This window comes from Providencia lanzhouensis, from assembly GCF_050469745.1.
Classification (GTDB): domain Bacteria; phylum Pseudomonadota; class Gammaproteobacteria; order Enterobacterales; family Enterobacteriaceae; genus Providencia; species Providencia lanzhouensis.
Map to the genome: position 1 here is coordinate 4,053,113 of NZ_CP174123.1, position 18,556 is coordinate 4,071,668.

Consider the following 18,556-nt stretch of genomic DNA (forward strand, 5'->3'; position numbering starts at 1 on the left):
GATTCGGAGATATAGCCTAAAGATTCTGTTTAAAATCACAATAAGAATAAAGCCATTAAATAAGCAATCTATGAATTTGATAACAATTTTGTCCAAAGAGTGAAATTATCAGAATTATCCGCTAACTAAATAGTCGCGATTTGACTGAGTTAAATCACTCTAAAATGACTTAAATGGCTTTGTAGCGTTATCTTTCGAATAACTCAATCACACAAAAGTCCCCATGACACTCAGGAGAAGCAATATATTGCGTAGGAGCACCTGTTTTTTCGACCAATAGGGTTTCAAAATCATTTAAGACTGAGTGCTGCCCATCTACCTGCAATTCTAACTTGCCCTGTAAGTTAAAAATCAGCACACAGTTTCCATTACTGATCCACGAGTTTGCTGACTCACAAGATACCCACTGCAGCCGAGCTGAATACTTTTCAGGGTTGTAAATCAAATTAAAATCGCGGATGGCTTCATTGATTAATTCGGCATATACATCACTTTCACCATTAAAGGCATGAAATTGCTTTTGTAATAAAGAAACTGGCGAGTTTTTATCTATCTGCAAGACAATTCCAGTGCCTTCCAGCACACCAATAATGCGTTGTTTATTTGGAAAGAAAGAGAAGGAGCCTGCGGATTTTACGTCTGCAATCGACACTCGCCAGTCAAAATTTTCTAGTCCTTCCCCGTGGCTTCTTGCGAGTTCTAACGTAAATCCTTGCCCATTTTTCCAAGGCATTTTTTTATAATCTTGAGCAGTAAGTTTCTGGATCATGGCGCAATATGACCTCTTTGGATGTGTGAAAATCTATTTTGCAAGTGTTCGGAATAATCGCTGGAAATAAAGATAGTACGTGGAAAGTGAATGTATAGACAACATATCAGTAATAAAAATATTACTGATATTAATAGAAGAGTAAAAAAGAGGGTTATCTTGCGCTCTTAAATTGCAGCTTTAGTCCTAGTGAATGAACTATCTTCAAGATAGTGGTAAATGCAGGGTTGCCTTCACCAGATAGTGCCTTATATAGCCCTTCTCGGCTCATTCCTACTTCCTTTGCTAATTGGGTCATATTTCTCGCTCTAGCAATATCGCCTAATGCCGCAAGAATGAGTGCCGTATCGCCTTCTTCTAATATTTCATTAAGATACAGCTGAATTTCTTCTTCGTTCGTTAAATGCTCAGCAATGTCATACTCTTTTATTTTAATATTCATAGATCACCTTCAATTTCACGAAAAATTTGTTTGGCTTTGTCGATATCTTTTTGCTGCGTCGATTTATCACCACCGCTGATTAACAATACGATTGTATTATCAATCTTTCTTAAATAAACGCGATATCCTTTCCCTTCATGTATTTTTAATTCAGAAAAACCATCACCTATTGATTCAACATCACCAAAATTGCCTTGCTTCAAACGCCGAATTCTTACCTGTATTTTTGTTTTTGCTCGAATATCTTTCAGGTCATGCATCCATCTATTAAAAATATCTGTCGTTAGTACGGTCAACATAGAGCCTCCCTTCTCGCTATCTGTTAACTATAGTTATCACACTCACATTGTCAACTATAGTTAACATAGTTCCATTTAACACAAAAAAAAAGCCCCTTAAAAAGGGGCTATAAAGACAGGGATGGTGTCTATGGCAAGGAAAAACTTCAGTTATTGCTACTTCACTACTTACTTCGAAACTCAACGATACAGCTTAGAAACTCAACTACAGGCTTTAAAAAACTCAACTACACTCACTACTAGGAATCTCTACTGCATAACTTGATATTCAGCGAACTTATGCTGATTAATTTGCTCAAGCTGCGCCTTTTGCTCTGGCGTCAGTAACTGGTAAAGCTCGTGATGGATGCGAGCCATCTCAACGCGTTCATCCAATTCTTTTTGCAATTGTTTCTCAAGTTGCGCTCGGACAGCTTTATCATCAAAGCGATCCGCTATAATAAGTTTGTGTAATGACTCACGTTCTTGTATTGAAGCAACATTTTCACCATGACGGTGGCGCTGGGTAGCCATCAAGTCACGAAGCTGTTGGCGCTGTTTCTCACTCAACGTGATACCATTAAACATAAATTCACTGGCACGTTCGTCGCTATTTAATGATTCAGGGATCTGAAACTGAATAGCAATATGTGTGGTTTGTAGTGGCTGGTCCGGTTGCATTTGAAGCACTAATGATGGTTCATCATTAACACTACTTTCAGATGCTTCACCAAACGCAGCGACTGGCCCGAAAACAAATGCAGAAGCTAAAACGTATGCGGCTGTTTTATGTACTGAACTGTGTTTTGTTCTGTGTACTATTCTTTGCATTTAGATACCTTGTCTCCGAACGATGCTCGTGATTCAATGGAGTTAAATATACGCGGTCGGCTGCAAACTAGCGTCAGAGCATGTAAAAGAACGTAAAGTCATGGAAACGTGAAGATTGTTATCGTATTTTGGCAGTTGGAGGACTTAATTAATGCATAAAATCCTATTAGTTGATGACGACCGTGAACTCACGTCGCTTTTAAAAGAACTGCTGGAAATGGAAGGTTTCAATGTTGTCATCGCTTATGACGGTGAGCAAGCATTACAGCAAATCGATTCATCCATTGACCTATTATTACTCGACGTCATGATGCCGAAGAAAAACGGTATTGAGACATTAAAAGAGTTACGCCAAATTCACCAAACGCCAGTCATTATGTTAACGGCGCGTGGCAGTGAATTAGATAAAGTGCTGGGCTTAGAGCTCGGTGCCGATGACTATTTACCAAAACCATTTAACGATAGGGAGTTAGTAGCGCGGATTCGTGCGTTACTGCGCCGCTCAAACTGGAGCGAGCAAACTCAAGGGGACAACAGCAACACCCCAACCTTACAAGTGGATAAATTACAGCTCAATCCGGGTCGTCAAGAAGCCAGCTTCGATAACGAAATCCTTGATTTAACCGGCACCGAGTTTACTTTGCTCTATCTATTAGCCCAGCATTTAGGGCAAGTGGTTTCAAGAGAGCATTTAAGCCAAGAAGTTTTGGGTAAGCGCCTCACGCCATTTGACCGTGCGATTGATATGCATATTTCAAACTTGCGCCGCAAACTTCCAGAACGCACCGATGGTCAACCTTGGTTTAAAACCTTGCGTGGACGCGGTTACTTGATGGTTTCTGCCACATGATCAACAGCTTAACAGCTCGAATATTTGCGATTTTCTGGTTTACCCTCGCACTAGTATTAATGCTAGTGCTGATGGTGCCTAAGCTAGACTCTCGGCAGCTCACCGTCCTGATGGAAAGTGAGCAACGCCAAGGGGAGATGCTTGAGCAACACATCGAAGCCGAACTCGCGCAAGCTCCAATGAACGACCTACTTTGGTGGCGACGGATTTCCAACGCCATCAAAAAATGGGCGCCCCCAGGGCAACGGTTGATTATCGTGACCAGTGAAGGCCGCGTGATTGGTGCGATGCCGAGTGAAATGCAGGTGATCCGCAACTTTATTGGTCAATCTGATAATGCCGACCATCCGAAGAAGAAAAAGTACGGACGCGCAGAAATTTTGGGCCCATTTTCTATTCGAGACGGTGAAGATCATTACCAACTCTATTTAGTTCGCCCTGCAAGCAGCCCGCAATCAGACTTTATTAACCTCTTGTTTGACAGACCATTTTTACTCTTGATTGCCACAATGTTAATCAGCGCACCGTTGCTATTATGGCTATCATGGAGCTTGGCTCGCCCTGCCCGTAAATTAAAAATGGCGGCGGACGATGTGGCAAAAGGTAACTTGCGCCCACACCCAGAGCTAGAATCGGGTCCACAAGAATTCTTATCGACGGGTAACAGTTTTAACCAGATGATCAGTGCGTTAGATGGCATGGTCACTGCCCAGCAGCGATTGATTTCTGACATATCTCACGAGTTGCGTACCCCACTCACACGATTACAGCTAGCGACGGCATTATTACGTCGCCGCCATGGTGAGAGTAAAGAACTGGAGCGCATCGAAACAGAAACTCACCGTTTAGATAGCATGATCAATGACTTGCTGGTTCTCTCTCGCAGCCAGCATAAAAATGAAATTCTTCGCGAACACATCAAAGCCGATGAGTTATGGGGAGATATTCTGGATGATGCAAGCTTCGAAGCGGAGCAGATGAACAAGACGTTGGATGTCACGTCGCACCCAGGCTCATGGCCGTTATATTGCAATCCATCCGCCATTGGCAGCGCGTTTGAAAACATAGTACGTAACGCGCTACGTTACTCAAATACCCATATTGCGGTTGATTTCAAAGAAGAAAATAACGGTATTTTAATTACTGTCGACGATGATGGCCCGGGAGTTAGCCCTGCTGACCGCGAGCATATCTTCCGACCTTTCTATCGCACCGACGAAGCTCGCGACAGAGAAACCGGCGGTACAGGGCTTGGCTTAGCAATTGTTGAAACAGCGATTTCCCAACATAAAGGCTGGGTAAAAGCTGACGACAGCCCGCTAGGTGGATTACGCCTACAGATTTGGCTGCCAGAACACGGACGCTAATCTTGCATTATGAAGGTCTTTGGTGCTTATGTGCCAAAGACCTTTTTATATATCAGCCATATATTCCTATCTTATTTCGCCGAATATTCCCTACCAAACTCAACCTGGCTGATAATTAACTTATTCATATTCACAAACAGTGATGAAATTAGTGTCTCAAACATTTAATGATATTTGCCTATACGCGTTTACCACATATACTTGTAAGTAAGAAATAGCTCAGACAATTCTTATAAATATTATATTTCATTGATTATATCGTTATTCGAGTAATTACCTTTTTCTACGCCGCACGGGCGTGATCTATTTATATATTAATAACATACATCAAGTTACAGCTGTGATTATCATTATTTTTTATACTATCTAGCCGTATACATGCTTTTTCTTGACTATCATATTAGCCCCTACGTATAGATACCACTCAAACCAATATGCCATCCAATGTGAAATTAACAATTTTTGATAGAACTATATACTAATAACTCACTTAATGGTTTCAAAAAGGTGATCAGATGATTACGGGTAAAGTAGTGATTTTTAGGCGTCTCACACCGATAGTCACTCCGATACTTTAGTGCTATTATTAAGGGCTTTTGATTGATTGTGCTTACGGCACGAGTCAACCTATATGGGAAGGCTATCATAAGCAGTGTTTATCAATTGATCAATCCTGCAAAAAATGCAGTATTTTCAATTAATAAACACTAAATTTTGAAATTCAATGGCGCTCTGGGACCCGATAACCCAGTGCGGTAGCTATGGGTTTTTGAAATTAAAATATTCACCTCACTGCTCGAATAGCATTCTTTAATATAAATACAACGGAATCACAACGTCAAATGTACAAAGAAAAATTAATTGATAATTTAACAAAATTAAAAAATATGCATTCAGAAATTGCTGAATTAATTAAAAATGATTCTGTCTCTTATATTGATATACCTTTACATTATAATATCGGAGATCAGCTAATATATTTAGGAACAGAACAATTTATACGTGATTTTGATATAAATGTAATTCACCGTGCTTTTTTCTCGAATATAAACAATAAGAAAATTGAAGAATCAGATACTATATTATTCCATGGAGGTGGAAATATTGGGGACTTATATCCCCGACACCAAAAATTAAGAGAAAAACTCATATTAAAATATAAGAATAAAAAAATAGTTATACTTCCGCAATCAATTCATTTTGAGAGTATTGAAAATAAAATTAAGTGTGAAAAAATATTTTCATCACATCCCAACCTTCACATATTTGTGAGAGATAAAAAATCCTTTGAGATAGCTAATTCATTTTCTAAAAATGTGAAACTAATGCCTGATATGGCTCATAGTCTACACCCATTAATTTACACCAAAGAAGTCACTGACTTAAACTATATAAAGAAGATACTTAACTTAAGAAGAAGAGATAAAGAAACTCTAAATTCAGTGCCATCACTATACAAAAAAGAGTTTGATTGGGATGATATGATAGGAATTAACGATATATTAATACTGAAATTATTTTCTCTTTTACAGCTAACTCCTTTTTTGAAAAGTAAAATCAATAATTATTGGCTAAAAAATTCATCCAATCTATGCTTTAGAGCTGAACAATATTTTAGTAGCTTTGATGAGGTACATACTGACCGCCTACATGGTTTCATTCTCTCCCTATTGTTAGGTAAGAAAATAGTAATTTATGATAATGCATATGGTAAAAACTCAAATTATTTTGATGCATGGATAGAGGAAAATGAGCTATTAAGAAAAGAGATATCTAGTAAGTGAAAGAAAATAAAACCTCAAACCTGAAATTAGCTAAACTAGCCTCATACTCCGGTTTATCTCGTTTATTCAAAGCCATTTCAGGGCCTGTGATATTACTAATTATAGGAAAAAAACTATCATTAGAAGAAATTAGTTTTTATTTTACTTTTTTTAATCTAATTGCTATGCAGCAATTAGCAGAACTAGGTATTGGTCATGTAATAAAGCTATCAATCGCGCATTCATTCTCTCATACTGAAGATAAAATTAATTTTAAAATAAAATCATATTTTTATTTTTCAATTCTGTGGTTTCTCGCCATATCAATATTTATAATACTCTTTGTTGGCTATGGTGGAAACCTTTTCTATAGTTCATATAATGGTAATGTTGATTGGTTTTATCCTTGGTGGTGTCTTGTTATCTCATCATCATTGGTTAGTTTATTAACACCAATATCACTTTTATTAGAAGGCGCACAACAACAATTAATTTTATACAAATCACAAGTTATATCTTCAATTATTAATCCAATAATGATTTGTATTTCATTGTATTTAGACTTTGGTTTATATAGCATTTCACTAGGTTTAATAATATCAAATATTTTTCTATATTTAATATTATTACCATCCTTTTTAAAATTTTTGAAAAAAATAAAATCTTGTAATGTTAAAGTGAGGCTAATCGAAGTATTTAAAGAGCTTTGGCCTCTACTATCTAAGGTTTCAATTGTTTGGGGTCTAGGCTTTATTTTTTGGAATGGATTTAATTTAATTGCGTTTAAAACCTTATCACCAATTGATGCTGGAAAACTAATTTTCACTTTTACTCTAGCTAAAGCAGGATTTTCTATTGCTGAATCATTTACTCAATCACACATGACATATTATTCAGCACAAATATCCCAAAGAAAAGTCAACATTACATATAAATCATTTTTGAAATATAGAAAGATTGCATTAACCATCCTCGTATTGGGATATTCATTTTTTTTAACATTAAGTCATATTATGCCTGATTTTTATATTTTTAATAAGATATCAAATATATATATATCATTGCAGATTTTTTTATTTTTTATTTTCTTACTAATTCTCACAACAAATAATAATTTCATTCGTTGTTTTAAAGTTGAACCTTTCGCAGTTGTATCTGCTTATCATAGTTTAATATGCCCATTAGCTTTCTTTTTTTCTTGTTTATTTTTACCTAATGCCTATTTTATTTTACCGTCAGTTATAATTTTGGGCTCAATTTATTGGTCTAAAAAAATATCATATGGATATATACTCCAATGTAGAAATGATCATGACCAATAAAACAAAAATTAAACATAGAAGATATTATATTGACTCATCTACTTAGTTATGATGAACAATACTAATCGCTATCTAACCAATCAAAGAAATTATATTTTTTAATTATTAATGAGATAAAAATGAAAAATACTGACACATTAGATGTTGCAATTATATCGCTTAAAGAACATTCTGTTAGAAGAGATAAGATCGCCAAAGAATTAGAAAGTCAAGGCTATAATTCCAAAATATCCTACGCCATTAATGGTAAGAATATGAATGCTCATGAATATTTTTGTGCTTCTAGATGTGAAACATCGAAAAGGAAAGGGCGAAAATACCTAACGCCATCAGAGTTAGGATGTTTCTTGAGTCATAAAGAGACAATTCATGATTTTATAATTCATGGGAATGAGTGGTTAATAGTATTAGAAGATGATGTAAGTTTAATTAACAATTTAAATAAGCTAACAGAAAAATTAGAATCCTTACATACTGACTCTATATATATTCTTGGAGGCCAGGATGGATTAGCGAGTTTTAAGAAAGTTCTTTTTATTAGGCAAAAGAACGACACAAGAAAAATAATTATGGGTACTCATAGATGGATTTATCGCACGTGTTGCTATATGATTCATAGAAATACTGCATTGATGATAGATCAACTGATGTCTAAATATACTTTTATGGCTGATGACTGGGGATTTATTTTGAAAAATACAAAAATTAAAAACATATACTTTGAGAATTTTTTTTCACACCCAATAGATATATCCAATAGTACAATTGAAAGCGAAAGAATCTTAGCAAGATAATATGGCATATTTAATTTTAAATTTTTTAACTTTACCGATAATATATATCTATAATATATATTATCGGTCTAATTGTGCTAGATATAGTTTATCCATTGCTGTAATCTTCATGCTATCCCTACTGCCATCATTACAATATGGTGTAGGTTCTGATTATTTTAGTTACGAGAGGATTTTTAATAACACCAATATATTAGAGTATTATTATAGAAATAATGAAATTGCTTTTTACTACTTAGTAAAAGTAATTCATTATTTTAATTCTGATAGTAGATTTTTCTTTATTTTTGTTTCAATATTACAATCATGCCTTATAATTTCATCATTCAACATACTAAAACGCCATGGATATAATTTAGTTATTATTTTCTTTCTCTTTTTTACAGTAACTAATCTTTTGCATACACAAATGAATATTATTAGAGCATCATTTTCTATTTATTTATTTGTTCTTGCATTACTTTATAGATTAGAAAATAAAAATTTAAATTTTATTTTCCTAATAATAATAGCAACGCTATTTCACAAGTCAGCCTTTGTTGTTGCTCCAATGCTGTTAATACCTATGAAGTGGTATACATGGTTTTATAAGCATGCTTTGGTAATCTACATTTCAACTTTTCTAATTTATTTTTTTAATCCATTCACCATAATTTCAACATATATTATAGATACCTTTTTCTCTTATTATTCTTTATATCTTACAGAAGGGAATTTCACAAAGGTTAGTATAGTTAATTTGTTTACAAAACTTTATTATCTCCCTATCATTATCTATTTTTTTTCAATTATAAAGGGTATTAGTATAACTGAATATTCTAAACGATTGATAGGTCTATGGGTTATCACTGCAAATATGTTTATTCTAGTTTACCATTTTGATTTTTTTTCTAGAATAAATTACTTCTTTGTGTATTTCTATATTATCCCTTTATACTATTCTTTAAAGTCAGCATTTAGTAGAAAAAAATACCTAATCGTATTAGCAATGATTATATATATCTTAACCCCATATGTTCTTAAAGTCGTTGCATTTCCAATTGCAGAATTCAAATATAATACATTTTTATTTTAACTTAAATGATGTGACCTATGAAATCTATCTTTATTCGCTCATCCCGTCGATGGATGAAAAATTTAGCCGATGATATGAAATGGGATAGAACCCATGAAAAATCTAAACAGATGCATGAAATATCAGGTAAAACATATAAAGAAAAAATATTTAACTTTATTAAAAGTACATTCTTGCCACCCATTGAATGGTTTCTCCCCTACGAGCTCTTATTAAGTCAGAAAATTTCTGCTGATATAATAATTGAACCTGGCTCAAGATTGATTTTTACTAAAAAAAAATATATATGTTACTGTGAGAATGGATTAGGTATTCTAAGTTACAATATGAAGAAGAATAATTTCTTTAATAAAAAAATAGCCTCTTTTTTAATTAAAAAAAATAATTTTCTAGGCTTTGTGTTTTATTCTGAAGCTGCCAAAAAATCTGCGTATGCATTGTTTGGTGATATGATAAAGGAAAAAGATTTAGGCATTATTTATCCGTATTGCAAAATACCAACACTTGAAAATAAAATATTCAATAAAAATATCACCTTGGGATTTTGCTCTAGTTTATTTAATTTAAAAGGTGGAAGAGAGTTAGTTGATGCTATAATTGAGTTAAACTTATTAGGCACGTCAATAAATTTAAATTTATTAACTAGGCAGGATGATATACCTGAAGAGTACTTGCTGAAAATTGAAAATAACCCTTTTATTAGTATAACTGAATTTAATTTAGATAACCTCAACTATTTCAAACATATAAATAAATGGGATGCACTAATTCATCCGACATACTTTGATTCCAGTGCATTAACTGTAATAGAATTTTTGAACCTCAACAAACCAGTTATATCAACTAATATTTTTGCAATTTCTGAATATGTAGATAGTAAATATCTAATGGAAAATAAAAAAAATATTTTTGATTCCAGCTTTCTTCCAAAGAAGAATGTATTCCTAGACTCTGAAATAATACGGCTTAGCTCAAACAAGGAAAAATACTGTAGTTTTCTTAAAGAAGAAATAAAGTCTAAAATACAAATTTTATTATCAGATAGTAATTTTCACTCTAATATTTTTCATCCTAAGGTAAAAATAACCCCAAACATGATAATAAAACAGTGGACTGAATTATTAGATAAATACCAACAAGATAAACATTAGAATTAAAAAAATGGGAAATGATTTAGTTTCTATAATAATGCCAGCATATAACGCTGAAGATACAATTACAGAGTCAATAGAAAGTATAATAGATCAATCTTATCCGAACTGGGAGCTAATTATAATAGACGACTGTTCTACAGATAATACTCTACAAATAATTCAATATTATGAGAGTATTGAAAAAAGAATTAAAGTTATTAAAAATCGCATTAACTTAGGTGTTGCCGAATCCAGAAACCTATCAATATCAATTAGTGAAGGAAAGTTCATCTGCTTTCTGGATAGCGATGATATATGGTTCCCAAACAAAATAGAAAAACAAATATCCATACTAAATAGTGGCTGGAATGTTGTTTGTTCTAATTACGAAACCTTCAATACTAAAGGAACAATTAATATTAGATTTTCTCCTGAAATAATCACTTATGATGATATGCTGCGCTCGTGTTTTATAGGAAATCTAACAGGTATGTATAATGCTTATAATGTAGGTAAAATTTATCAAAAAAAAGTTGGTGCTGAAGATTATTTGATGTGGCTGTCTATACTAGAAAAAACCAAAAATGCTTATTGTGTACAAGAACCTCTAGCAAAGTATCGAATTCATGACTCCTCATTATCTAGTAATAAAATAAGATCAATAAAATGGCAATGGAATATATATAGAAAAGAGCTCAATCTAAATTTTATACGAAGCTCCTATTATCTTTGTTGTTATATTTTTCATGCATTTAAAAAAAGAATTTAATATCAAGAAATAGACAAGGTGAAATAATGAGCAACCCTAACATTTTAGTCACCGGCGGTCTTGGCTATATCGGTAGCCATACCTGCGTACAAATGATCCAACAAGGTATTCAACCGATTATTTTAGATAATCTTCACAATGCTAACCTTGAAGTATTGAACCGCATTGAAACCATCACAGGGACTAAACCGACGTTTTATCAAGGTGATGTTCGTGATAAAGCCATTTTGGATACCATTTTTGCTAAACATTCCATTAGCTCAGTCATCCACTTTGCGGGGTTAAAAGCAGTCGGTGAATCTGTCGAAAAACCTATTGAATACTATGATGTAAATGTGAATGGCACCTTAGTTTTAATACAAAGTATGCGTCAGGCGGGTGTTAAAAGCTTAATTTTTAGCTCCTCTGCGACAGTGTATGGTGAGCCTGAACATACCCCGTTAACTGAAGAATCCTCTGTCGGAAATACCAATAGCCCATATGGTACGAGTAAATATATGGTTGAGCGTATTTTAACTGACCTCAGTATCTCAGATAACGAATGGTCAATTTCCTTACTACGTTACTTCAACCCAGTTGGTGCACATAATTCGGGCTTGATGGGTGAAGACCCTAATGGGATCCCAAATAACCTGACCCCATTTATTGCGCAAGTAGCTGTCGGTCGCCGTAAAGAACTTGCTGTATTCGGCGGGGATTATGCCACCAAAGACGGCACTGGCGTCCGCGATTATATCCATGTGATGGATTTAGCTGATGGACATATTGCTGCGTTAAACTATATGAATAAAGATTCAGGGCTTTATATCTATAATCTGGGTACCGGTACAGGAACCAGCGTGCTGGAAGTGATCGCTGCTTTTGAAAAAGCTGTCGGTAAACCAATCCCTTATAAAATTGCCGAACGTCGTGCAGGAGATATTGCTGAATATTGGTCAACTCCAGCAAAAGCAGAGCGCGAGCTTGGTTGGAAAGCCAAATATACCATTCAGGATATGGCTGATGATGTATGGCGCTGGCAATCTATGAATCCTAACGGTTATCAAAGCTAAATCATTCTTTATATAGCATCAATTAGGCGAGCCACCGGCTCGCTTTTTTATTTTTTACATTCTCAAACTTTATTCTCACCACACAGTTAACCTACTCACTCCCTAGTTCGCTTCTAGTCTATTCCTCCAACCACCTTTCACTCACAAAACATTTTCTGCATCAATATCATTTTTTGTTTTATTATATTTTTATATAACATCGATTTTTGGATGAATTATTTGGTTTTTTGTTTAAAACTGAACTATTATCCCGAGCTGACTTTGTGTCGTGTAACTTCGATTGCTAAAAATTACCATTATCCATCCTGATTAGGGCTATTATCATGTTCAGTAAATTTCTCATGGCTATCACAATGAGCATCCTAATTTCTGGGTGTCATCTCGTCCCGGGAACCTATATTTCCACATCAGGAAAAAGGACTATTGATACTGGTAAGCAAGATATTAGCCAGCTTGTGGATATTTACCCTATCTCTCCCAAGCTGCTAAGTGAAATGCAAATTGCCCCCGTAATTGCCAAGTCTAATCCTCAGCTTGAAGAGCAACTAGCCGGTTATGACTATCGTGTTGGCGTGGGAGATGTGCTGGCAATTACCGTATGGAATCACCCTGAGCTCACTATCCCCGCTGGCTCCTATCGCAGCGCTGCGGATTCAGGGAATTGGGTTCACGCAGATGGCACCATTTATTATCCCTATATTGGAAAAGTCTCCGTTCTTGGTAAAACAATCAGTGAAATCAGGAAATTAGTCAGCACCCGACTTGCTGCTTACCTTGAAGCGCCACAAATCGATGTCAGCATTGCCGCCTTTCGTTCGCAAAAAATTTATGTGTCTGGCGAAGTGACTAAGCCGGGTTCCTTGCCCATCACTAATGTCCCTCTCACTATTTTGGAAGCCTTTAATACCGCAGGCGGGTTAACCGAAAAAGCGGACTGGGACAATGTGATCCTCACCCGTGAAGGCAAAGAGATAAAAATCTCGCTGCAATCGTTAATTCAATACGGCGATTTAACCCAAAACTACTTAATGCTATCCGGCGATGTTCTCTATGTTCCCCGTAATGATGCGCAAAAGGTCTTTGTGATGGGAGAAGTGGGGAAACCATCAACATTGACTATCGACCGTGCAGGAATGAGCATCACTGAAGCGCTAAGTAAAGCCAATGGACTCAGCCAAACTACCGCAAGTGCAACAGGGATTTTTGTCATTCGGTCAACGCATAAACCCGCACCAATAACAGATTCTGAAGACGAGAACCCCTTTTCTAAAATGGCAGAAATTTATCAACTCGACCTCTCCGATGCGACATCACTCGTGATGGGAACTGAATTTAAATTACAACCTTATGACCTTGTTTATGTGACAGCGGCACCAGTTGTTCGGTGGAACCGTTTAATCACCCAATTACTGCCAACCATCGCCTCATACAACCAGCTTGCCGAAGGAACTAAGCGTATTTATGCATGGTAATCTTATTTTTAATCAAATACTTATGTTTAATAACATTCTTATCGTATGCATGGGGAACATCTGCCGGTCACCCACTGCGGAGCGTTTAATGCAGGGGCTTTTCCCCCAAAAAAAGATCCACTCCGCAGGGCTGATTGCACTGGAAAATCAACCTGCTGATGCTCAAGCTCGCCATATAGCAAAAAACCATCACATTTCTTTGGAGGAGAATCGTTCACGTCGTTTAACCGGGCATTTATGCCAGATGGCGGATTTGATCCTCGTAATGGAAAACACTCATACCCAAAAACTTTATCGGCAATTTCCGCAAACCCGAGGCAAAGTCATGTTATTCGGTGAATGGCTGGATAAAACCGAAATCCCAGATCCTTATAAACATAGCGAGGAGATGTTTGTGCATGTTTATCAGCTTATGGAAAAAGCAGCCGAGTCGTGGCAAGGAAAGATTTAGACTCTATTTAAACTTATTTAAAAACTAACTCTATGAACAATACAGAAAAAAAGCATGTGCCGAACACCGATGAAATCGACTTACTCGCCATACTAAAAACACTGAAATCTAACACGCTAACGATAGCGGCGTTTACTATTGCCGCCATTTTAAGTGCCGGAGTGTATTGCTGGCTCGCTTCTCCTATTTACCAAGCGAATGCTACATTACAGTACGATAAAGTAAACCAAGCCTCACTATTAGAAAAAATGAACGATGGAATGCTTTTTGGCGGCAATAACGGGCAAATCGATTCAGAAATTGAAGTCATTAAATCCAGAATGGTGCTAGGCAAAACCGTGTCAGACTTGAATCTAGATATTCAGATTTTGCCTTCAAAGATATTCTCCAAATTTCTGAGTGATGCGGTTATTGTACATATTGCAGAGTATCAACTCCCCCCAGATTTAATCGGTCAACCCGCCACTTTAACCTTTTTAGATAGTTGCCAATATACGCTAGAACTTGCGGGCCAAACTTATCATGGGCAAATTGGCATCCCTTTAAAGCAAGGTGAAATTCACTTATTGATTGATTCATGTACCGCTCAAGGTGGGGAAAAACTGACCTTAATAAAAAATGATCGTTATTCTGCTATCGAAAATTTACGACGCCGTCTCAGTATGAATGAAGCCAGTAAAGGCTCTGGTATCATTAACTTAACAATTAAAGGGACAAATCAGCGAGAAAATATCGAGATTTTAGATAATGTGATTCAAAATTATATTAATCAAAATAGAGAACATAGGAAGCTAGCTACAAACAACACGTTGATTTTTCTAGATAACTACATACCAAAAATAAAAAATAAGCTCGACCATTATGAGAATCAGTTAAATACGTTTCGTAAACAAAATGAGTCCATTGACCTAACGCTAGAGGCCAAATCCGCGCTTGAGAGTGCATTGCATGTAGAAGAAAGGCTAAATGAGCTTACTTTTAAAGAAGTGGAGCTTCAACAACGATATACCCGCAGCCACCCGGCTTATCAAGCCTTACTTGATACACGCCAAAAGTTGCTACTCGAGAAAGAAAAAGCCAGCAAAAACATTCAACAGCTACCAAACACCCAGCAGCAAATTATTCGTTTAACTCGTGATGTTGAATCCGAGCAAGCTATTTATAATCAGTTGGTGACCAAGCAACGCGAACTCAGTGTGCTGAATTCAGGGATCACTGCCGATGTGCGAATTATTGACTCTGCGGAGTCTTACCCCATGGCCATCGCTCCCAAGAAAAGCTTAATCATGGTTTTGGCCTCTTTATTGGGTCTCGTGATGGGCTGCGCCTTTGTGATCGGAAAAGAGATTCTCAATAATAAAATTAAGAACACGGAAGAACTCGAGGCGCTAGGCCTTCGTGTTTATGCCACCGTTCCATTCTCGTTGGATGAAAAAAAATCACGGTATCGCGAAAGTAAAAAGCCCCTATCCATTGAAAATCCAGCAGATATGGCAATAGAATCCATTCGTTCATTAAGAACAAGTGTCTATTTCTCTGTGATGAATCAAGACAATAATATTGTAATGGTGACAAGTGCATCCCCAAATGTAGGAAAAAGTTTTATTACTGCGAATATGGCTGTCGTCCTCGCCAATGCAGGTAAAAAAATTCTGCTTATTGATACTGATTTACGCAAAGGACATATTCATAAAACATTTGGGTTAGAAAATAAATCTGGGCTTTCAGAATTCTTATCTCAACACGGCGAGGATTCCATCTCAAAACATCAACAAGTTATTGAGAATTTGGATATTATCAGTCGAGGAAAAAGCACCACGCACTCTTCAGAACTGCTTATGAGCGAGCAATTTAAGCATTTATTGGACTCAGTTAAACATCAATATGATATGGTTTTGTTGGACACTGCGCCCATTTTTGCGATTACAGATCCCGCTATTATCGGAAAATATGCCGGCACATCACTCTTAGTGGCCTATTATGGCGTGAATACCGTTAAAGAAATTGAACGCGCACTTAAACATTTCAAACAAAATAATATCGAAATTACTGGCACCATCCTTAATGGCATTGATGAAAAATCTGACGATTATCATTATGTCTACCAGTATTAATAGAATGGCGAGCCACCCCTCGCCTTTCGCTCTCATACCGACACAACTAATGCATCTTTCCAAATTTGCGCGTAAACTCTGCATCATCTTTTTCATCCCGACCAATAGCCGTTAACGTTATGCCACATATTGTTTTATTCGAACCTGAAATCCCACCAAATACTGGGAATATCATCCGCTTATGCGCCAATACAGGCTTTAGTCTGCACCTGATCCATCCCCTCGGTTTTACTTGGGATGACAAACGCTTACGCCGTGCAGGGCTAGATTACAGCGAATTTGCGGATATCAAACATCATCATGACTATTACGCATTCTTAGAAAGTGAAGGGTTAAATCCTGATAATAATCAGTCTCCAACGGGCGCCCGTGTGTTTGCGTTAACCACCAAAGGTAAGCCAAGCCACAGCAATGTAAGCTATCGGGAAGATGATTATTTGATGTTTGGACCAGAAACCCGCGGCTTACCGCCGTATGTTCTCGACAATATGCCGATCGAGCAGAAAATTCGTATCCCGATGCTGGCTGAAAGCCGCAGTATGAATCTTTCTAACTCGGTCGCCGTTGTGGTTTTCGAAACTTGGCGCCAGCTTGGATATCCGGGTGCGCTGCTGAAAGACTAATTTAGTTTGCTTATGCCGTTTGCTAGATTTAGAACAAATCTTGAACATCATTTAAGTTGCTGCTAGACTTGTACAATAAATAGTACAAGATAGGTATCATACAATGAAAACCATTTCCTTTAGTGATGCTAGAAGCAATTTGAAAGCAGTGCTTGATAGAGTTGTTGATGATATGGATACGACGATTATAACCCGCCGTGATTCTGAAGCGGCTGTAGTTATGTCCTTGGAATACTACAATAGTTTAATGGAAACCATCTACCTATTGCGCTCTCCTGCAAATGCAGAGCATCTCAACAAATCCATCGAGCAATTTAAAGCGGGTAAGATTTCAGAGAGAAAGCTAATCAATGAGTAGACTTCTAACATGGACGGATCAAGCTTGGGAAGATTATCTATACTGGCAAAGCCAAGATAAAAAAACATTAAAGCGGATCAATAAACTCATTGAAGACACAAAAAGAACGCCATTCAGCGGTATAGGTAAACCAGAGCCACTAAAAGAAAACTTAGCTGGCTTCTGGTCTCGTAGAATAGATGAAACTAATAGGCTAGTTTATGCAATCGAAAATACCGCACTAATCATCATTGCCTGTCGCTATCATTACTAGCTTTATTTAAATCCCATCCCCGCCTTCAAAACCATCAACGTTGCCATTAAAGTTTTGATCCATCTCCAGCGATGGCTTATCGCTTGTTGGCTTACCAACAATACGCGCAGGAACTCCCGCCACTGTGGTATGAGGAGGAACTGGGTGCAACACTACAGAGCCAGCACCGATTTTTGCGCCGCGACCAATTTCAATATTGCCCAGAATTTTAGCGCCAGCGCCAATCATCACCCCTTCACGTACTTTAGGATGACGGTCGCCACAGGTTTTACCGGTACCGCCTAGCGTAACAGACTGAAGAATAGACACATCATTTTCGACAATCGCCGTCTCACCAATCACGATCCCCGTCGCGTGGTCGAGCATGATCCCACAGCCAATACGGGCTGCTGGATGGATATCGACCCCAAAAGAGACCGAAATTTGGTTTTGCAGATAAACGGCCAACGCTTTACGCCCTTCACCCCATAACCAATGCCCAATACGATAGGCTTGTAGGGCGTGAAAACCTTTCAAATACAGCAGTGGCGTAGAATATTTATCAACCGCAGGGTCTCGTAAACGAACAGCAGAGAGATCCATCGCCGCAGAAAAAATCATCTGCTCGTCATTACGATATGCTTCTTCCACAATTTCGCGGACTTCCATTGCGGGCATAATCGGTGAGCTCAACTTATTCGCCAACATATAGCTAAGCGCACTACCGAGGTTGTCATGCTTCAGTAATGTCGCGTTAAAAAAACTGGCAAGTAAAGGCTCACAGTCAGCAAGCGCCTTGGCTTCTTCCTTAATGTAACCCCAAATTCTATCCAGTTCTTCACGCGACATAATGGCTCTCTT

The 18,556-nt window shown here is 36.9% G+C and carries 20 protein-coding genes; 15 read left to right on the forward strand and 5 right to left on the reverse strand.

The window, feature by feature from the left end; genetic code table 11:
* Positions 1-187: 187 nt before the first annotated feature.
* The 4 genes from ACIH2S_RS19005 to ACIH2S_RS19020 form a co-directional block, all read right to left on the reverse strand.
* Positions 188-769, reverse strand: a complete 582-nt coding sequence (locus tag ACIH2S_RS19005) for a HutD/Ves family protein (protein ID WP_108479169.1) — start codon at positions 767-769, stop codon at positions 188-190.
* Between the two features lie 154 nt (positions 770-923).
* Positions 924-1,211, reverse strand: coding sequence for an addiction module antidote protein (locus ACIH2S_RS19010; RefSeq protein ID WP_108479168.1), 288 nt, complete (start codon positions 1,209-1,211; stop codon positions 924-926).
* On the reverse strand, positions 1,208-1,510 hold the full coding sequence (locus ACIH2S_RS19015) for a type II toxin-antitoxin system RelE/ParE family toxin (RefSeq protein WP_132497042.1): 303 nt from the start codon (positions 1,508-1,510) through the stop codon (positions 1,208-1,210). Before ACIH2S_RS19015 ends, ACIH2S_RS19010 begins: the two co-directional genes overlap by 4 nt.
* Before the next feature lie 249 nt (positions 1,511-1,759).
* Positions 1,760-2,320 (reverse strand): Spy/CpxP family protein refolding chaperone, encoded by a 561-nt coding sequence (locus ACIH2S_RS19020; RefSeq protein WP_036950811.1) that lies wholly within the window; start codon positions 2,318-2,320, stop codon positions 1,760-1,762.
* A gap of 151 nt (positions 2,321-2,471) precedes the next feature.
* Between ACIH2S_RS19020 and cpxR the strand changes: the two genes are divergently transcribed.
* The 15 genes from cpxR (at position 2,472) to ACIH2S_RS19095 (ending at position 17,716) form a co-directional block, all read left to right on the forward strand.
* Positions 2,472-3,170 (forward strand): envelope stress response regulator transcription factor CpxR, encoded by a 699-nt coding sequence (gene cpxR / locus ACIH2S_RS19025; RefSeq protein ID WP_006660535.1) that lies wholly within the window; start codon positions 2,472-2,474, stop codon positions 3,168-3,170.
* Positions 3,167-4,537 carry an envelope stress sensor histidine kinase CpxA gene (gene cpxA, locus ACIH2S_RS19030; protein WP_036950809.1) on the forward strand — a complete coding sequence of 457 codons (1,371 nt, stop codon included), beginning with the start codon at positions 3,167-3,169 and terminating at the stop codon, positions 4,535-4,537. The genes cpxR and cpxA overlap by 4 nt, the downstream gene beginning before the upstream one ends.
* Before the next feature lie 842 nt (positions 4,538-5,379).
* Positions 5,380-6,321 carry a polysaccharide pyruvyl transferase family protein gene (locus ACIH2S_RS19035; protein WP_430247860.1) on the forward strand — a complete coding sequence of 314 codons (942 nt, stop codon included), beginning with the start codon at positions 5,380-5,382 and terminating at the stop codon, positions 6,319-6,321.
* Entirely contained in the window at positions 6,318-7,622 is a 1,305-nt protein-coding gene (locus ACIH2S_RS19040; RefSeq protein ID WP_430247861.1) for an O40 family O-antigen flippase, read from the forward strand. Before ACIH2S_RS19035 ends, ACIH2S_RS19040 begins: the two co-directional genes overlap by 4 nt.
* A gap of 119 nt (positions 7,623-7,741) precedes the next feature.
* Positions 7,742-8,416, forward strand: a complete 675-nt coding sequence (locus tag ACIH2S_RS19045; protein ID WP_430247862.1) for a glycosyltransferase family 25 protein — start codon at positions 7,742-7,744, stop codon at positions 8,414-8,416.
* Positions 8,417-8,525: 109 nt separating this feature from the next.
* A complete protein-coding gene (locus ACIH2S_RS19050; protein ID WP_430248594.1) occupies positions 8,526-9,491 on the forward strand; it encodes an EpsG family protein in 966 nt (321 codons plus the stop codon).
* Between the two features lie 17 nt (positions 9,492-9,508).
* Positions 9,509-10,642 (forward strand): hypothetical protein, encoded by a 1,134-nt coding sequence (locus tag ACIH2S_RS19055; RefSeq protein ID WP_430247864.1) that lies wholly within the window; start codon positions 9,509-9,511, stop codon positions 10,640-10,642.
* 10 nt (positions 10,643-10,652) lie between these two features.
* Positions 10,653-11,393, forward strand: coding sequence for a glycosyltransferase family 2 protein (locus ACIH2S_RS19060; RefSeq protein ID WP_430247865.1), 741 nt, complete (start codon positions 10,653-10,655; stop codon positions 11,391-11,393).
* A 26-nt stretch (positions 11,394-11,419) separates the two neighbouring features.
* The gene (gene galE, locus ACIH2S_RS19065) at positions 11,420-12,445 is read left to right on the forward strand and encodes a UDP-glucose 4-epimerase GalE (RefSeq protein ID WP_430247866.1); all 1,026 of its coding nucleotides are present in this window, start codon (positions 11,420-11,422) and stop codon (positions 12,443-12,445) included.
* Between the two features lie 323 nt (positions 12,446-12,768).
* Positions 12,769-13,917 carry a polysaccharide export protein gene (locus ACIH2S_RS19070; protein ID WP_430247867.1) on the forward strand — a complete coding sequence of 383 codons (1,149 nt, stop codon included), beginning with the start codon at positions 12,769-12,771 and terminating at the stop codon, positions 13,915-13,917.
* A gap of 22 nt (positions 13,918-13,939) precedes the next feature.
* Positions 13,940-14,368: a low molecular weight protein-tyrosine-phosphatase gene (locus ACIH2S_RS19075; RefSeq protein WP_196712520.1), complete on the forward strand. Its 429-nt coding sequence runs from the start codon at positions 13,940-13,942 to the stop codon at positions 14,366-14,368.
* Positions 14,369-14,400: 32 nt separating this feature from the next.
* Positions 14,401-16,482, forward strand: a complete 2,082-nt coding sequence (locus ACIH2S_RS19080; RefSeq protein WP_430247868.1) for a polysaccharide biosynthesis tyrosine autokinase — start codon at positions 14,401-14,403, stop codon at positions 16,480-16,482.
* Between the two features lie 119 nt (positions 16,483-16,601).
* Complete coding sequence (trmL, locus tag ACIH2S_RS19085; RefSeq protein WP_006660558.1) at positions 16,602-17,105, forward strand: tRNA (uridine(34)/cytosine(34)/5-carboxymethylaminomethyluridine(34)-2'-O)-methyltransferase TrmL; 504 nt, start codon at positions 16,602-16,604, stop codon at positions 17,103-17,105.
* Positions 17,106-17,208: 103 nt separating this feature from the next.
* A complete protein-coding gene (locus ACIH2S_RS19090; protein WP_006663215.1) occupies positions 17,209-17,463 on the forward strand; it encodes a type II toxin-antitoxin system Phd/YefM family antitoxin in 255 nt (84 codons plus the stop codon).
* Positions 17,456-17,716: a Txe/YoeB family addiction module toxin gene (locus ACIH2S_RS19095; protein WP_036950778.1), complete on the forward strand. Its 261-nt coding sequence runs from the start codon at positions 17,456-17,458 to the stop codon at positions 17,714-17,716. The genes ACIH2S_RS19090 and ACIH2S_RS19095 overlap by 8 nt, the downstream gene beginning before the upstream one ends.
* 6 nt (positions 17,717-17,722) lie before the next feature.
* On the opposite strand, the gene cysE is transcribed toward ACIH2S_RS19095, so the two are convergent.
* Positions 17,723-18,544 (reverse strand): serine O-acetyltransferase, encoded by an 822-nt coding sequence (cysE, locus tag ACIH2S_RS19100; RefSeq protein WP_036950776.1) that lies wholly within the window; start codon positions 18,542-18,544, stop codon positions 17,723-17,725.
* Positions 18,545-18,556 lie beyond the last annotated feature (12 nt).

What these genes read in the sequence shown, in the direction of transcription:
- ACIH2S_RS19090 (WP_006663215.1), top strand. Translation starts at nt 17,209, where the DNA reads ATGAAAACCATTTCCTTTAGTGATGCTAGAAGCAATTTGAAAGCAGTG.
- cpxA (WP_036950809.1), top strand. Translation starts at nt 3,167, where the DNA reads ATGATCAACAGCTTAACAGCTCGAATATTTGCGATTTTCTGGTTTACC.
- trmL (WP_006660558.1), top strand. Translation starts at nt 16,602, where the DNA reads ATGCCACATATTGTTTTATTCGAACCTGAAATCCCACCAAATACTGGG.
- ACIH2S_RS19080 (WP_430247868.1), top strand. Translation starts at nt 14,401, where the DNA reads ATGAACAATACAGAAAAAAAGCATGTGCCGAACACCGATGAAATCGAC.
- ACIH2S_RS19095 (WP_036950778.1), top strand. Translation starts at nt 17,456, where the DNA reads ATGAGTAGACTTCTAACATGGACGGATCAAGCTTGGGAAGATTATCTA.
- cpxR (WP_006660535.1), top strand. Translation starts at nt 2,472, where the DNA reads ATGCATAAAATCCTATTAGTTGATGACGACCGTGAACTCACGTCGCTT.
- cysE (WP_036950776.1), bottom strand. Translation starts at nt 18,544, where the DNA reads ATGTCGCGTGAAGAACTGGATAGAATTTGGGGTTACATTAAGGAAGAA.
- ACIH2S_RS19050 (WP_430248594.1), top strand. Translation starts at nt 8,526, where the DNA reads ATGCTATCCCTACTGCCATCATTACAATATGGTGTAGGTTCTGATTAT.
- ACIH2S_RS19060 (WP_430247865.1), top strand. Translation starts at nt 10,653, where the DNA reads ATGGGAAATGATTTAGTTTCTATAATAATGCCAGCATATAACGCTGAA.
- ACIH2S_RS19055 (WP_430247864.1), top strand. Translation starts at nt 9,509, where the DNA reads ATGAAATCTATCTTTATTCGCTCATCCCGTCGATGGATGAAAAATTTA.
- ACIH2S_RS19020 (WP_036950811.1), bottom strand. Translation starts at nt 2,320, where the DNA reads ATGCAAAGAATAGTACACAGAACAAAACACAGTTCAGTACATAAAACA.
- ACIH2S_RS19045 (WP_430247862.1), top strand. Translation starts at nt 7,742, where the DNA reads ATGAAAAATACTGACACATTAGATGTTGCAATTATATCGCTTAAAGAA.
- ACIH2S_RS19015 (WP_132497042.1), bottom strand. Translation starts at nt 1,510, where the DNA reads ATGTTGACCGTACTAACGACAGATATTTTTAATAGATGGATGCATGAC.
- ACIH2S_RS19035 (WP_430247860.1), top strand. Translation starts at nt 5,380, where the DNA reads ATGTACAAAGAAAAATTAATTGATAATTTAACAAAATTAAAAAATATG.
- ACIH2S_RS19005 (WP_108479169.1), bottom strand. Translation starts at nt 769, where the DNA reads ATGATCCAGAAACTTACTGCTCAAGATTATAAAAAAATGCCTTGGAAA.
- galE (WP_430247866.1), top strand. Translation starts at nt 11,420, where the DNA reads ATGAGCAACCCTAACATTTTAGTCACCGGCGGTCTTGGCTATATCGGT.
- ACIH2S_RS19010 (WP_108479168.1), bottom strand. Translation starts at nt 1,211, where the DNA reads ATGAATATTAAAATAAAAGAGTATGACATTGCTGAGCATTTAACGAAC.
- ACIH2S_RS19075 (WP_196712520.1), top strand. Translation starts at nt 13,940, where the DNA reads ATGTTTAATAACATTCTTATCGTATGCATGGGGAACATCTGCCGGTCA.
- ACIH2S_RS19070 (WP_430247867.1), top strand. Translation starts at nt 12,769, where the DNA reads ATGTTCAGTAAATTTCTCATGGCTATCACAATGAGCATCCTAATTTCT.